7 protein-coding genes and 3 pseudogenes are annotated in these 16,375 nt (G+C 40.7%); 6 read left to right on the top strand and 4 right to left on the bottom strand.

The window, feature by feature from the left end:
• Positions 1 to 28: 28 nt before the first annotated feature.
• From JCM10512_RS02710 to JCM10512_RS02695, 4 genes and pseudogenes are all read right to left on the bottom strand, one after another.
• Positions 29 to 532: a hypothetical protein gene (locus JCM10512_RS02710; protein ID WP_044160199.1), complete on the bottom strand. Its 504-nt coding sequence runs from the start codon at positions 530 to 532 to the stop codon at positions 29 to 31.
• A gap of 218 nt (positions 533 to 750) precedes the next feature.
• Positions 751 to 2,538 (bottom strand): 30S ribosomal protein S1, encoded by a 1,788-nt coding sequence (gene rpsA, locus JCM10512_RS02705; protein ID WP_044160197.1) that lies wholly within the window; start codon positions 2,536 to 2,538, stop codon positions 751 to 753.
• Positions 2,539 to 2,917: 379 nt separating this feature from the next.
• Positions 2,918 to 5,106 (bottom strand): annotated as a pseudogene (locus JCM10512_RS02700) (DUF5686 family protein).
• Positions 5,107 to 5,204: 98 nt separating this feature from the next.
• A pseudogene (locus tag JCM10512_RS02695) lies at positions 5,205 to 7,606 on the bottom strand (DUF2339 domain-containing protein).
• A 349-nt stretch (positions 7,607 to 7,955) separates the two neighbouring features.
• Between JCM10512_RS02695 and JCM10512_RS02690 the strand changes: the two are divergent.
• The 6 genes and pseudogenes from JCM10512_RS02690 to JCM10512_RS02670 all read left to right on the top strand — a co-directional run bounded on the left by JCM10512_RS02690 (position 7,956) and on the right by JCM10512_RS02670 (position 16,370).
• On the top strand, positions 7,956 to 10,145 hold the full coding sequence (locus tag JCM10512_RS02690) for a glutamine synthetase III family protein (RefSeq protein WP_044160195.1): 2,190 nt from the start codon (positions 7,956 to 7,958) through the stop codon (positions 10,143 to 10,145).
• Between the two features lie 117 nt (positions 10,146 to 10,262).
• Positions 10,263 to 10,963 (top strand): annotated as a pseudogene (locus tag JCM10512_RS02685) (Crp/Fnr family transcriptional regulator).
• A gap of 27 nt (positions 10,964 to 10,990) precedes the next feature.
• Positions 10,991 to 11,545 (top strand): RNA polymerase sigma factor, encoded by a 555-nt coding sequence (locus tag JCM10512_RS02680; RefSeq protein WP_044160194.1) that lies wholly within the window; start codon positions 10,991 to 10,993, stop codon positions 11,543 to 11,545.
• Between the two features lie 67 nt (positions 11,546 to 11,612).
• Positions 11,613 to 12,077 carry a hypothetical protein gene (locus JCM10512_RS23340; RefSeq protein ID WP_244436854.1) on the top strand — a complete coding sequence of 155 codons (465 nt, stop codon included), beginning with the start codon at positions 11,613 to 11,615 and terminating at the stop codon, positions 12,075 to 12,077.
• An 83-nt stretch (positions 12,078 to 12,160) separates the two neighbouring features.
• The gene (locus tag JCM10512_RS23335) at positions 12,161 to 12,781 is read left to right on the top strand and encodes a FecR family protein (protein WP_244436853.1); all 621 of its coding nucleotides are present in this window, start codon (positions 12,161 to 12,163) and stop codon (positions 12,779 to 12,781) included.
• 25 nt (positions 12,782 to 12,806) lie between these two features.
• Positions 12,807 to 16,370 (top strand): SusC/RagA family TonB-linked outer membrane protein, encoded by a 3,564-nt coding sequence (locus tag JCM10512_RS02670; protein ID WP_044160192.1) that lies wholly within the window; start codon positions 12,807 to 12,809, stop codon positions 16,368 to 16,370.
• Positions 16,371 to 16,375: the final 5 nt, after the last annotated feature.

The following is a 16,375-nucleotide window of genomic DNA, read 5'->3' as shown; positions in this document are numbered from 1 at the left end:
TTCTTACTGATTAAACTCTCCTGGAATATTAGAACGTAGGTATATGTCGGCCTGAAGCTGTGACAATCACTCCTCCATTATCACTTACCACCACTTCATGGTTTCCCTCCGGTGTGACAACAATTGACCCAACCTTCAGCACATGCTTCCCATCCGTTGTCACACGTACTTGGGTACTTGTATCTTTTTCTGAAGATTCCGGCTTTTTTTTGTCTTCCTTTACTTCCTTAACTCCGCTTCCGCAGTTATTATCATAGTATCGATCCAAATAACTCTGCATCTCAACGACTTTATCATCAACAAATCTTATTTTAATGGTTTTAGCCGGACCATACTCGGAACTACGAAACTCTAAGATTTCACCTTTGTCATCAAAGCTCCGATAGGTTGGCTCACCCAAAATAGCTTTCACCTCTTTAGGTGACATTCCGCGCTGTATACGTTCCATGTATTTATAAGTGATTTTAGTAGTGTAACAACTACTGAATACCACGACCAGCAACAAGAGTAAAATGCTTTGAGTCTTTTTCATACTGCGTATTGTTTAGTGTTTTTTTTGATTGTTACAAATATAAAATGGGAAAAATCCCTGTCCGAGTGATTCTTCCCATTTGAACGTAGGGATCTCCCTATCAATTAACACACAGCTTCAATCACTCGTCTTTGCCAGCACCATCTACGGAGAGTTTATTAGACGCAAAAAGGGCACCCCAGTTGGGATGCCCTTTTCATATGATCGGGAAATAATGATTATTTCTTTCCTTCGAGTTGTTCTTTCAATGCAGCAAGAGCATCGATGTCACCCAGTGTAGTTGAAGCAGCCTGATTTTGGATTGCAGGAGAATCTTCTTTCTTAGTAGTCTTCTTAGAAGATGCTTTCTTTTCAGCTCTTTCTTCAGCCTTAGCTACATCTTCAAAAATACGGCTATGAGACAAAATGATTCTCTTAGCGTCTTTATTGAATTCGATTACTTTGAATTCTAATTTCTCATCCAACTGAGCTTGTGCGCCATCTTCTTTAACAAGGTGTTTCGGAGTTGCGAAACCTTCTACACCATAAGGAAGAGCAACTACTGCACCCTTATCCAACATTTCGATGATAGTACCTTCGTGTACAGAACCTACAGTGAATACTGTTTCAAATACATCCCAAGGATTTTCTTCGAGTTGTTTGTGGCCTAAGCTTAAGCGACGGTTTTCTTTGTCGATCTCCAATACCTGTACTTCGATATCAGCACCAATCTGAGTAAATTCTGAAGGATGCTTAACTTTCTTAGTCCAAGACAAGTCAGAGATGTGGATCAATCCGTCAACACCTTCTTCAATTTCTACGAATACACCGAAGTTAGTGAAGTTACGAACTTTAGCAGTATGTTGAGAACCTACTGGGTACTTTTCTTCGATAGTTTCCCATGGGTCTTGTTTCAATTGCTTGATACCTAAAGACATCTTACGTTCTTCACGGTCAAGAGTCAATACAACAGCTTCTACTACGTCACCTACCTTCATGAAGTCTTGAGCAGAACGCAAGTGCTGAGACCAAGACATTTCAGATACGTGGATCAAACCTTCTACGCCAGCAGCAATTTCGATAAATGCACCGTAGTCAGCCATAACAACAACCTTACCGTCAACTTTGTCACCAACCTTCAAGTTAGGATCAAGAGCATCCCATGGGTGAGGAGTAAGTTGTTTCAAGCCAAGAGCGATACGTTTCTTCTCATCATCAAAGTCAAGGATAACAACGTTAAGCTTCTGATCCAATTCAACCACTTCTTTCGGATCGCTAACACGTCCCCAAGAAAGGTCAGTAATGTGAATCAAACCGTCTACGCCACCCAAGTCGATGAACACACCGTAAGAGGTGATATTCTTAACAGTTCCTTCAAGAACTTGTCCTTTTTCGAGTTTGCTGATAATTTCTTTCTTCTGTTGTTCCAGTTCAGCTTCGATAAGAGCTTTGTGAGAAACAACAACGTTTTTGAATTCCTGGTTAATCTTAACCACTTTGAATTCCATTGTTTTTCCTACGAATACGTCATAGTCACGAATAGGTTTCACATCGATCTGAGAACCCGGTAAGAATGCTTCGATACCGAATACGTCTACGATCATACCACCCTTAGTGCGGCACTTGATGTAACCCTTGATAATTTCTTCGTTGTCCAGAGCAGCGTTAACGCGATCCCAAGAGCGAGTAGCGCGAGCTTTTCTGTGCGACAGTACCAACTGTCCTTTTTTGTCTTCCTGATTTTCGATGTATACTTCTACTGAATCACCTACTTTTAGTTCAGGATTGTAACGGAATTCATTCAATGGGATGATACCGTCTGATTTGTAACCGATATTCACAACAACTTCACGCTTGTTCATTGCGATTACGATTCCATCAACAACCTCACGGTCGTTCACTTTATTAAGCGTACTGTCGTATGCTTTTTCAAGATCGTCATGGCTTACAGCGGTTGCTGCTTCACCGTTTTCATAAGCATCCCAATTGAAATCTTCAAGTGGAGCTACGTTCTTCAAATTTTCCATTAATAAATAAATTGTTTAAATACTTTAATTAAATAAGACATTATATTACTATAAATCGGGCGCAAAGATAAGAATCTTTTCTTGATTACCAAAGCTATAGCACGGAAAAAGAGCAAGAAAGTGTTCTTTTTTTTATGCTTTTTTATCTCAAGCCATCTACCCCCACAAAGTGATCAACAGGAATAGCAACAACACTAAAGGGTGATTGTAGGGTTCAATGATCACTGAACAAGAAGGTTGTTTTGTAATTTAGTAGAAAAAGAAAAATCGTCTTTTATCGAGATCTCTTTCTTATAGAACCGAGAAACAAGCAGATAAAGTTACAAGACTTCAGCGAATACAAGGGAGAAAACTCAATGCCTACTTGAAAAGGACTTGATTATCTGTTGAATAGTTCAAATGTAAACTTACAGCCAAAACCACTGAATTTCCAATTTTCAAAGCCGGCAAAGACTCCAATATCGAAAACATGCGTACCGATACCATATCCAAGTTCTATATAAGGTTGCAAGTGAGGCATACATAACGCATTAACATAGAGACGTTCGTTCTGGACATAACGTGTATATTTATTAAGGTGGCGAAGCAACAGGAATGGAGCATCGTAAGAAAAGTTTCCACGCACATAACGACGAGAGGAGTTATACCAACGCGAATCGAGCGACTGAAAAACACCACCGATTTCATCGTTCCATCCCACCGGCAGGTTACGCCGGGAGAAATTAGCAAAATCCACAAAATAAAGTTCTTGCTGATTGGTGAATGCTCCAAGTCCGAAACGATAAGACACACTCCGCATCAATCCTAACGACAGCTTGTGCTGAAGATCAAACTCAATACGTTCATATTCTCCCGTACTCTTGAACACCCCCTTCATCCCACGCTCGTAATCGATCGAAAAGGTGGGGTAATGAGAACGCAGATTGATCTTTCGTTTCCCATTCATATAGTAAAATAGGCCAGGAGTATATTCTATTCGAATGCGTGGAGCAAAGCTGATATAGGTATTTTTGAATTTTTTCATGAATTCAGGAGGAGGCATTGGATAGTTACCTGTTATCACAAAACGCGACCGTTCGACCGCCGTTCGTTGGTGAGCGGAAATTCCCAAGCTAATATCCAATCCATTGATCACTTCAAGCTATGCCTAAAACTAAAATACAAGTCCTTGAAATAATCTAGATGAATCTGGTTGAAATCAAAGATACTATCTGGCATCTGTTTGAGTTCATCCAAAACTTCGCTACTATAAATACGGTTACCATTACCGACATTTAAGTGAAATCCTCCCCGTTTCTGAGGCCAGTATTCAAAGTCGGCATTAAGTGACCAATAAAACTCTTTTCGAGTAAAGTTATATCCGACTTTAGGTACTACACGAAGTAATTTGTCACCTCTAAAAAGACGATTGAAACGAAAATCTTGCCGATACGACAAACCATTACTACCGCTATAGCTAAACAGCAGTGGATTTATGAAGGGAGAGAAGCGAACACTTCCGACATTGGATAGGTTGAATTTATAATCTTCCAACATCAAGTCTCCCATAGTTCCCCAAAACACTTTACTTTTAGCCTTGGGTTGCCGAGACAACGTATCCCTGCGCAAATAGAATTTGGAGTACAACTCCTTTTCATGGTCGTCCAGCAAAATCGGACGTAATACAGCGAAGGTCGAAGGATCCGTCTTATAGGCATTGGTATCGCACTTCAACGAGAACGATTCCGACAAATTATAATTTGTCTTCTCCTTTTTCCGTACTTTTCTCTCCTTTAACTCAATAGACTTATAATCCAACAAGGCAGTGTAGCTACCATCTATCTTATTTCCTACAAAATTAAACCGAGCATCTACTTCATAATGTACAGGCAAGAACTCATTCTTCTTTCCAACGTCCCCCATCTTAATCCAGCAATCGAAAGTTATCAGTTCCGAACGCCCGGTAAAGCTGAATTCACGAACACTCCACACATTACTACTCACAATCATATACCCCGCAACTAACTGATCACTTTTACTCTTAGGGGTAAAGCGTATCTTATAATCCAGGCTATTCGGATCGCCCATCACACTGTCTATCCGATATGTATAATATTTAGATCCGTTCTGGGCTAATGGGGATAGCAAACGCTCGTCATTCAATAAAGAAGAAGAGTAGATATTGACATTAAAATATTCGAGTAGCCCCGGCAATCCTCTATTGCCGCGTATGGTTCCCTGGGCAGCTTTTACTTTCTGATCATAAATATTAGGAGCTGTGAAGTGAAGATCACTGTAAGTCTCAAGCAAATACTCACGTACTCCTTTTTGTAAGCGAAACATAGATGGAACATAGCGAAGAATAAAATTCTTTTTGCGAATATTCATCTTACCTTTTATATAAAGCGCAGCCCGATAGTCATCAACGATTGTTTCATAGAATGGCGCAAAAGTCAACACATGTGTGAGTATAGAATCAACTAAGATCGGCTGTTTGGTATATGGATTCATCACAGAGTTAGCTTTCCCCTTCGAATACAAAGAGAATAAGACACAAACTACCGCTATTATTTTTATTCTATATTTCAATAAGCCGTTTATCTAAATTTACGATGAGCAAATATAGAAAAAAACGACGAGAAGAAGTTCGTTGCAGATAGTTTAACGTTTATTCCGGCAACAAGAACTCATTTCTCTGTTAAATCATCCTCACTTTCAGCTTCACCAAATAATACATTTTTAAGTTTCTGATACAAAAATGAAAGGACAAGAAGCATAGCGCCTAAGAGAATAAAAACGATAATTTTACCCACTGTAGCATTGCCCACATATCTACAAGCACAAGTTTCAAAAGCACAATACCAAAAGTGAACAGACTTATCACACGAAGGACCTTCTGATGTAAGCGCATTCCCAATGACATTTGAACAAAACCGGCAATTGCCAAAGCTACGGAGAAACCGGCATTATATTCATCAGGCATTCCCAATTGTCTTAGAAACAAATAGATCAAGGATAACCACAGCACAGTCGCTATGATATTAAGATAGATGGTATATACTTTCTGAACGCCTTTATCTACATAGTACAATCGGCTCACATAAACCAAATGCAACACAGCTACTACGGCGGTAAGCCAAGTTAGCGCGAAACATAAAGCCACTGTAGCTGGAGCAGCTATTCTACCTACGCTTACGTTATAAAGATAGAGTAATACCGTAAGCCCTATTCCTATTATATAAAGCATTGGACAATTCCGAATAGGGAAACGCTTTCTGAAACCATAACTGATTCCCAACAGACAAACGGTCGTAAAGAGATGTATAACCCGATCATTTACAGGGTCTGATAGATGGAAAGAGAATTCTAAAACAAAAGTATAATAGAGTAACAAAACCGAAGCAACTAACATGATGGCATTCCAAGGGTGGTACTTTAGCAACCGTGCCTTACAAAAGAATTCACGATAGCGTTGCATCAAAAGAGCAAAAGCACCTATGGATAACCCAACAAATAGGTTTGTCGCAAATATACGATTCAGGAAAATAGTGTCGGGATTCAGTACATATATCGTTCGTACAGAAAAAGCATAGCAGAAGGAAAGAGCAGTCAATAGCATTAGAACAAAAGCTCCTTTCTCATATACACGACTTCCCGATTTCACATAAAGCCACAACAACATGACCATTTCGACTGCCCACGCCATAGTAACCAAACGAGCTTCCCACATCAGTGGTATAGCAATGGAAACAAATGTTACCGCCAGCCCCGTCAGTGTATAAACCAATAAGCGGAACTCTTCTCTTCTCTTTCGCAATCCCAGCAATATCATCAAATTGGTCACTGCTATGGAAAGACTCAGCAAACCGCTAAAGTCAAACGTCAAAAGCATGTGTGAAAGGAATAACTTCCCTAATCCTAAATAGATAAAGCTGTTTCCGATAACAACAAACACAAGGTAGCGGTTGATCTTCGTTTTCTCATTCTTGAGAATTGAAAGCACCGGAAGAAGAAAAATGAAATAGAATAAGGTAGCAAAAAGGAACAAATGCCCGGCTACCACTACCGTCTCCTCTGTAGCCGTATTAAACACGAATTCTACACAGACGTAAATCAACAATATAAAATAGGTAAAAGCAAAAGAAATAAGAGGTAATTCTGCCCACTTTTTATAAAGCGACAAACCGAACATACCGAGATTCAGGATTGCCAGATAAGTATAAAGTACCAGATAGTTTCCCTCGCCATGGCTGACAAGGAAAGGAGCTAAGAAACCACCAATCAAAGAAATAATAGCCAGTTCCCGCCTGTCATACCAGACCGACAATGCTGTCATCAGCATCGTGATTCCTACCAAAATAACAAAAGCTGCTGTTTGGGAGAACAGTTGATAGGACTGAAAAGCAATAGTCACCGTCAGGTAGAATACAGCAGAAGCCCCACCGGCTAATAAAGAACTGAACGTACGATAGCTTTTCCTGAAACGCTCGGCTAGAACCAATAATACCGCACCGGCTATAAATCCGAGTACAGTACGCATCGTCTCGTTAATCCAGTCTTTGTCAATAGCGTATTTTACAAACAGCCCTATACCGACAACCAAGATCAGTATTCCAATCTTACCAAAAAGATTCTCACCAATATATTTTTCATAATTGATCGGCTTTGATACACGCTTCTTTTTGAGCTTATATTCAACTTTTTTATTACCATCCGGAAGTACTTTATCGCCCATGCGTCTATCTTCCTTCATAGTAACCTCTTCTTTTGCAACCGGGGTGCTCTCTTTCATTAAACGCTGTCGATCGTGATTCGCCATTACCGATTCAGCCAAAACAGGCTCAACCTTTTGCGGAACCACTTCTACTCGCGCTGCTTCAACGTTTGGCAAATGAGCATCTACTTTCGTCTCTTCCACCTTCGCCTTTATTTGCGCCTTCTCTGAGGGAGCGTTCTGTAACTTCTGCAGCAGCAAATTGGTTTTACGCTTCAATTCCTGTATTTCTGAAGTTAATTCACTGAACCTTCTTCCTTCCTGACGGAGTATAACCGCCTGCAATATAATAACTACAAGTAAGAGATATTCCATAAAACTTGTTTTTACAATGATACTTTCAAAAAGTTGCTTACTCAAAAGTAGTATTTTTTATTTAATCAGCAATTTATTCCTCCCCTAATTCAAATCCGCCACCCCTATTTCTACTCCAATCTTTTCCACATATCCGCATTCTTTGCATCGTATCGTTGAACTCATGAGTACCAAACAATAAAAAAGTAAAGTGTGCAATTTATTAGCATTAATAAACCCCAACCCCCTATTTTAGGGGGTACATCAAGAAAATATGCAGTTTTATTCAAATTAACCCTCAAATATTAGGGGGTAATTCGAGAAAAACATATAATTTTGCACCCAACAACCGATAAAAGTAGACCATATTATGTCTAAAATGAGATTTTTCGCACTACAAGAGCTATCTAACAGAGTTCCGTTAGAAATAGCTCCACCTTCCCACAAACTTTCCGACTATTACGGAAGTCACGTATTCGATCGTAAAAAAATGCAGGAGTATCTTCCCAAAGAAGCGTACAAGGCTGTAACAGACGCTATCGAAAAAGGCACGCTTATCAATCGCGACATGGCAGACCTTATTGCCAACGGAATGAAAAGTTGGGCTAAGTCACTCAACGTTACTCACTACACCCATTGGTTTCAACCACTGACAGATGGGACCGCCGAAAAACATGACGGTTTTATCGAGTTTGGAGAAGATGGCGAAGTCATTGAACGTTTTTCGGGTAAGCTACTTATTCAACAGGAACCCGACGCTTCCTCTTTCCCGAACGGTGGAATTCGTAACACATTCGAGGCAAGAGGCTATACTGCCTGGGATGTTTCCTCACCGGCTTTCGTGGTAGATACAACCCTTTGCATCCCTACGATCTTCATTTCGTATACGGGCGAAGCACTCGACTATAAGACTCCCCTATTGAAAGCACTCGCTGCTGTCGATAAAGCAGCAACAGATGTATGCCAATTATTCGATAAGAACATTACTCGTGTCTATACTAACCTAGGTTGGGAGCAAGAATATTTCTTGGTAGACTCATCTTTATACAATGCCCGCCCCGATCTTTGCCTAACCGGCCGCACGCTAATGGGACATTCATCTGCCAAAGATCAACAGCTGGAAGACCATTACTTCGGCTCCATCTCTCCACGCGTTACGGCATTTATGAAGGAACTCGAAATAGAATGTCACAAACTGGGTATTCCGGCAAAGACTCGCCATAACGAAGTTGCACCCAATCAATTTGAACTGGCTCCCATCTTCGAGAATTGCAACCTGGCAAATGACCACAATCAGTTAGTGATGGACCTGATGAAACGAATAGCACGTAAACATCATTTCAATGTGCTACTCCACGAAAAGCCTTATAGCGGTGTGAATGGTTCAGGCAAACATAATAACTGGTCACTCTGCACCGATACAGGAGTTAACCTATTTGCACCGGGAAAGAATCCCAAAGGCAATATGCTGTTCCTCACCTTCCTTGTAAATGCCTTGATGATGGTGTACAAGAATCAAGACTTATTGCGTGCTTCTATTATGAGTGCCAGCAACAGTTACCGCTTGGGAGCCAACGAAGCTCCGCCGGCAATCCTTTCCTGTTTTCTTGGAAAGCAGCTTTCGGCTACACTCGATGATATTGTGCGTCAAGTAGGTAATGAGAAGATGACACCGGAAGAAAAAACAACACTCAAACTTGGTATTGGCCGTATTCCTGAAATACTACTTGATACAACTGATCGCAACCGTACTTCTCCTTTTGCTTTCACCGGCAATCGTTTCGAATTTCGTGCGGCCGGCTCCTCTTCCAACTGTGCCGCTTCTATGATCGTTCTCAATGCAGCCATGGCAAACCAACTCAACGAGTTCCGTGCTTCAGTGGAAAAACTCATGGAAGAAGGTGTGGGTAAGGATGAAGCAATCTTCCGGCTGTTGAAAGAAACCATTATTTCTTCCGAACCGATCCGCTTCGAGGGTGATGGATACTCAGAAGAGTGGAAAACAGAAGCAGCTCGCCGCGGTCTGACAAATATCAGCCATGTACCGGAAGCATTAATGCACTATGCTGACCATCAATCGAAAGCCGTACTTATCGCCGAACGTATCTTCAACGAAACGGAGCTGAATAGTCGTTTGGAAGTAGAGTTGGAAAAGTACACCATGAAAGTGCAAATAGAAAGTCGGGTACTTGGCGATCTTGCAATCAACCATATTGTACCGACTGCGGTTATCTATCAGAATCGTTTGATCAAAAACTTGTGCGGTCTGAAAGAGTTATTTCCGGAAGATGAATATGAAGTTTTAAGCGCAGACCGTAAAGATCTGATTCGGGAAATCTCACACCGCGTAACAGCAATCAAGGTTCTGGTACACGATATGACTGCAGCTCGTAAGGTTGCCAACCACAAGGAAAATTACAAAGAAAAAGCTTTTGAGTACGAAGAAAACGTACGTCCTTACTTGGATAAAATACGCGATCACATCGACCATTTAGAGATGGAAGTAGACGACGAAATATGGCCGTTACCCAAGTATAGAGAACTGTTATTCACTAAATAAGAAAGTTTATAAGATTGCACGAAAGAGCCCTCCTTTGTGCAATCTTTTTATAGATTCGTTCATTTTCTCATTTTTTCTTTCTACTTTTGTGCTGTATAACACAGTTTTGTAGTACCCATGGTGAAAATAAACATATCAGACATCAATATTTCGGAGCCACTCTCCGACATGTTAGCCCCTTTGAACAATGAACAAAGGGAATTTCTGATGAATAACTATACGATACAGACCTACAAAAAGAACGAAACCATCTATTGCGAAGGAGAAGCACCTAGTCACTTAATGTGTCTAATCACCGGAAAAGTTAAAATATTCAAGGATGGCGTAGGAGGAAGAAGCCAAATCATTCGCATGATTAAGCTAGAGAATACTTTGCCTACCGCGCCTATTTTGCTAAAGAAGCATTTATTACAGCTGCCGCAGCATTCGAGCCCTCTGTGGTTTGTTTAATTCCCATGAGTGCTATTGTCACTTTAGTCGCCCAGAACAACGACTTAGCCATGTTCTTTATCCGTCAATTATCGATTGACTTAGGTATTGCTGACGAACGTACAGTTAACCTAACGCAGAAGCATATCCGCGGACGACTGGCTGAATCTTTGCTCTTTCTAAAAGATAGTTATGGTCTGGAAGAAGACGGCTCAACTCTGAGTATTTATCTTTCTCGAGAAGATTTAGCCAATCTCTCTAATATGACTACATCCAATGCAATTCGTACACTATCCCAATTTGCTACGGAACGCTTGATTACAATTGACGGAAGAAAGATTAAAATCATAGAAGAAGATAAGCTTAAGAAAATCAGCAAAATCGGGTAAATTTTGAACCCGTACCACTTCTAAACGGTGAAGATCCACACAGAAAACATAGTAGTAGACATCCAAAATGGTAGCAAACAAGCCTTCAAAAAGCTATTTGATGACTACTATCCTATTCTCTGTGTATTTGCTACTCGCTATATCGAAGACAAAGATGTATGCAAAGATATAGCTCAAGAAGCCCTATTAGCGTATTGGGAACGAAAAGATAAGTTTGAGACCCTGCAAAAGGTGAAAAGCTTTTTGTATACTGTCACACGCAACCGTTGTCTCAATCATCTCAAGCACGAACAATTTACCTTGCCTCATTTAGCAGAGGAGTCTGAATTTGATGCCGGCTTTGAAGCAGCCATCATCCAACAAGAGACCTACAGACTCGTCAACAAAGCCGTAGAGGAATTACCCACACAAATGCGTAACGTCATTCTATACTCTATGAAAGGTCTCAAAAACCACGAAATAGCTCAAGAACTGGATATTGCAGAAGGCACTGTCCATACGTTAAAGAAAATAGCGTATAGAAAACTCAGAGAAAGCCTTAAAGGTATAAATTATACCATATTATTCTTTTTATGCAAATAAAGTAGCTTTCTGATTACCCCGCTTTCTCAATTGGGTTGTTCTATATAAAACATAATTGAGAAAAAAGATGGAATCACTTAAAGAAACTTTTAAAATCGCAAAGGTTTTGGCTTCTCTTTTCACCCGGTCTTCCACACCTGGGGAAGAGAAAGACTATCACGATTGGATAGCTGAGAGCGAAGAAAATGAAAGAATCGCTAAGCAAGTGCTCAATCCAGAGAACTATGAAGAAAACAAACTGTTATTAAGTGAATTTCCTTCACGAGAAGCGTGGGGTAAGATTTCTCCCTTATTGGGAAATAACTATTCAACGAATTCTTTCTCGAAGAAAGGTTGGCTATACGCGGCTATCATCATTTTACTATTAATACCTGCCTCTTACCTTATATATAATAACATCGCAAGCGAAGAAATCAAAGAAATCTCTCCCGGAAAAAGAGGTGCTAACCTAATCTTGGCAGATGGAAACACACTAGACATTTCACCTGAAACCTATAACAAACTAGAATATTCTATGCAAGTTTTATCATAAATAAAGAAGGAATCAACTATCAGACTCCTAAAAATAAACCGCAAATTAAAGCGAGTACCAATACCTTATTAACGCAACAAGGTATGGAGTGCAACATCACGCTCTCCGATGGTACCAAAATTCACCTGAACGCTCAATCCCGTCTAACCTATCCCATTTGTTTTAGTGGCGAGAACAGGGTAGTTCATGTGGAAGGAGAAGCTTATTTTGATGTAGCACATGATAGCGAACGCCCGTTCATCGTAAAGACTCCACACACCTCCATCGAGGTAACCGGAACTTCATTCAATGTACGAGCTTATAATGACGAGTCTATTGAGAGCACGACTTTGGTCAGTGGAGGGATTAAGATCGCTTGCGGGAAGAAAGAGGTTGAATTAACTCCCAATCAGCATTTCGTATACAACAAAGCATCTCGCCAGACCTCTTTGGAAGATGTCAACACAGAGCTATATACCTCTTGGAAATCCGGAGCGTTTATCTTCATGAATGTACCTTTAGATAATATCATGTCATATCTATCGAAGTGGTATGGGTTTAATTACACCTTCGATGATGAATTCGCTAAAGACATACGCATCGGAGCTTACCTCAACCGATACGAAAGTATGAACCCCATCATCGACATGATAAAGAGCCTCAACTTAGTCGACATCAAACAGCAAGATGAGGTGATACACATTTCAAAAAAACAAAAACAATAAATTACATATCTACAACTAACAAAGAATGAAAAAGCCAACTAATCCCCTGCTGAAGGGAGTATCTTATGCATGCAGTAGTTTCATTAAGCTCTGCCTCTTAGGGATATTTCTCGTATCCACACTCAATATGCAAGCACAAGATAATCAGAAGATTTCTATTGACTTGAAAGGAGAAACGTTAGAGACGGCCCTATGGTATCTGCAAAACCGAACCAAATTTGTCTTCATGTACGCTACCGCAGATATTGCCAACGTAAAAGACATTACGATAAAAGCCAAAGACAAAACAATCAACGAAATTCTAGACCAATGCCTGAAAGGAACTATCCTAACTTATGAAGTTTCTGGAAGTGCTATTGTAATAAAGAAAAAGACAACAAAGAATACCACAATCAAAGGATGGGTACGTGATGCTAGCGGCGAAGGCCTGCCTGGGGCAACGATCATTATCCGCGACCTGAGTAAAGGAACTGTAACCAACCTCAATGGCGAGTACTCTTTAGAAATACCCGCACAAGATGGTTTAGTATTGAACTACTCTTTCATCGGAATGGAGAAACAAACGATTCGCTACCATGGAAAGAATGAGATTAATATCACTTTACAAAATTCAAGTACGGCGATAGATGAGGTTGTTGTAACCGGTTATCAGAATATTCAACGCAGAGATTTAGTCGGTTCTATCTCCACTATAAAAGCCAAAGATATCATGATGCCTTCGTACACAACCATTGACCAGATGTTGCAAGGACGTGTAGCCGGCGTAATGGTGAACAATACCAGTAGCCGTGTGGGAACAGCACCCAAAATCCAAATCCGTGGTACCAGTACATTACTTGGCAACCAGGATCCATTGTGGGTAGTAGACGGTATTATTCAGGAAGACCCGCTTGATATTAGCGGAACTTCGGCCATGACCGATGACCTGGAAAACTTGATCAGTAATCAAATTGCGTGGTTAAACCCTTCCGATATTGAAAACATCACAATCCTTAAGGATGCTTCAGCCACTGCTATTTATGGATCAAAAGCATCTAACGGGGTCATTGAAATAACAACTAAAAAAAGCACCTCCGACCGTTTAAGCGTAAACTACACATCGAACTTCGTTGTAGGTACCCGCCCCAACTATGGGCAATTCAATTACATGAACTCTAAAGAAAGAGTCATATTCTCGCAAGAGGCATTCAACTGGGGAACCACATACAGAAAAGAACCCATCAGTCAATTGTACACCTATGAGGGATTGCTTAATATGTACCTGAATCATGACCTTTCTACAGAAGAGTTTATGGCACAACGAAGTGTACTCGAAACCCAAAATACCGACTGGCTCAAATTACTGACTCGCCGTTCATTCAGCCATAATCATAATGTGAGTGTTTCCGGTGGTACAAATAAATTCAGCTACTCTGCTTCCATGGGTTACTCGAACAGTGAAGGGCAAGAGATCGGCAACAATAACGAACGTATGACCGGACGTCTTGCCATAACGATGCGCCCGGTGCAGAAGTTGACAATCAATGCAACGATGAACGGAAGCGTAAGTACTACTGAAGGTTTTGCGTCTGGTGTCAGTCCGATGGATTATGCAATTTCAACCAACCGCAGCATTAGCCCGGATGTATACTACCAAAAAGAAGCAGGTTATAAACACAACGACGCAGTCCGATCCTTAGGTTATAATTTCCTCAATGAACGCGACAACAGTGGGTCGAAGAGTAAATCAAACCTCTTATCCGCTAATCTGGATTTGAAGTGGGAAATTCTCGACTGGTTAACTTATCAGTTTACCGGCGGATATACCAATAATAACAGCACAAACGAAGCTTGGTATACAGAACGTACATTCTATATTGCAGAAGCACACCGTGGCTACGATTACAATTCAGTATTACCAAACAGTCCCGAATTTAAAGCAGCCTTGCTTCCTTTTGGAGGAGAATTGTACACGAATGACGTACACCAGCATTCATACAACATCCAGAACAAACTGTTAATCAGTAAATCATTCAATAAGGATAATCGCCTGAATGCATTGATCGGTACAGAGGTACGCTCGACTGACAACCAGGGTGTAGCAAATACAGTATGGGGCTATGCTCCTGATCGCGGTGAAGTGATCATGCGTCCTACCCTACCCGAAAACTTCGAGCCCTTATCTAATTCAGCAAGTGGCTTCCTTGTACTGAATAAAATGTATAATGGAGGTTGGAGGAAAACTAATCAAACAAATAATTTCTTCTCTGTATTTGCTACATTAGCTTATTCGTTTAAAAATAGATATGTGATCAACACCAATGTACGTAACGATGCATCCAACCGCTTCGGACAAGACACCAACCATCGTCTTGACCCAACATACTCATTCGGTTTTTCTTGGAGAGCTTCGGAAGAGGAGTTTATGAAGAAACATGTTAGCTGGATAACCATGCTTAACTTCCGTGGAACTTACGGTGTACAAGGCAATGCATTAACTCGCATTAGCCCCGATCTGCTTCTTACCCAAAAAGGGATAGCAGATATCTACAACCAATATGAGTCTATCATTTCCCAAATTCCAAACCCGAACCTGGGTTGGGAGCGTACCAAATCATGGAACTACGGAATGGACCTCGAACTCTTTAACATGTTCCATATGAACCTGGAATATTATACGCGCAGAAGTAATAGCGTCGTATCATTGGAACTTCCTTATGAATATGGAATTGCGACAATGGAACGAAATGGAGGTATTATTTACAACCGGGGAATTGAATACACATTGACATTCACCCCTATCCAAAAGCGGGATTACGCACTAAGTGTAAGCCTGAATGCTTCCAAGAACTGGAATAAAGGAGGAGTTACCGATGTTGATGTAGACTATAAAAACTATCTAGATGGTCGTTCTGATTTGATTCTGAAAGAAGGATTTCCGTTAAGTGGTTTTTGGTCTTATTCATTTGCCGGATTAAATCCGGAAACCGGAGAAGCGACATTCAACAAGCTAGATGTTCCAGCAGATCAGCGCGACAGACTGATAGATCCGACTACTTTCTTAGTATATTCCGGTCAATCTGAGCCTTATTTTACCGGTGGATTAAGCCTTGGATTCCGTTATAAAGCCTTCACACTAAGCAGTAGTTTTTCGCTGTTGTTAGGTGGTAAGAAACGATTAACATCACCTTACTCTCTATTCGCAAATGGCTATTATATGCCCGATCCGTACACCAACATAAACCGTGACTTACTGAATCGTTGGAAAGCACCGGGTGACGAAGCTTATACGCATATCCCTTCTCTACCTAAATCGGGAAATAAGCAAATAACTCTGCCTAACAATGAGCAGCTTTTTAGTATTCCGATGTGGGAATTGTCGGATGCTATGGTAGTAAGCAGTTCGTTTCTACGCTGTCGTAACATAGGCTTAGCATGGCAAATGAAGCGCGAATGGTGTGAAAAGATACATGCAACGAATCTATCTCTAAACTTCAATGTTGACAACGTATTTGTCGTAGCCAGCAAGCGTTTCAATGGATTCGACCCGGAAATAAGCAACACTGTACTCCCACGCAATTTCTCTTTTGGTATTAATGTAGGTTTTTAAAGATC

The sequence above is a fragment of the Bacteroides reticulotermitis JCM 10512 genome, assembly GCF_000517545.1.
Taxonomy (GTDB): Bacteria; Bacteroidota; Bacteroidia; order Bacteroidales; family Bacteroidaceae; genus Bacteroides; species Bacteroides reticulotermitis.
This window is presented reverse-complemented; position numbering and strand designations above follow the sequence as displayed.

Bases quoted from the DNA above. Each gene is read 5' to 3' on its own strand.
- JCM10512_RS02710 (WP_044160199.1), bottom strand. From the start codon at position 532: ATGAAAAAGACTCAAAGCATTTTACTCTTGTTGCTGGTCGTGGTATTC.
- rpsA (WP_044160197.1), bottom strand. From the start codon at position 2,538: ATGGAAAATTTGAAGAACGTAGCTCCACTTGAAGATTTCAATTGGGAT.
- JCM10512_RS02690 (WP_044160195.1), top strand. From the start codon at position 7,956: ATGTCTAAAATGAGATTTTTCGCACTACAAGAGCTATCTAACAGAGTT.
- JCM10512_RS23340 (WP_244436854.1), top strand. From the start codon at position 11,613: ATGGAATCACTTAAAGAAACTTTTAAAATCGCAAAGGTTTTGGCTTCT.
- JCM10512_RS23335 (WP_244436853.1), top strand. From the start codon at position 12,161: ATGGAGTGCAACATCACGCTCTCCGATGGTACCAAAATTCACCTGAAC.
- JCM10512_RS02670 (WP_044160192.1), top strand. From the start codon at position 12,807: ATGAAAAAGCCAACTAATCCCCTGCTGAAGGGAGTATCTTATGCATGC.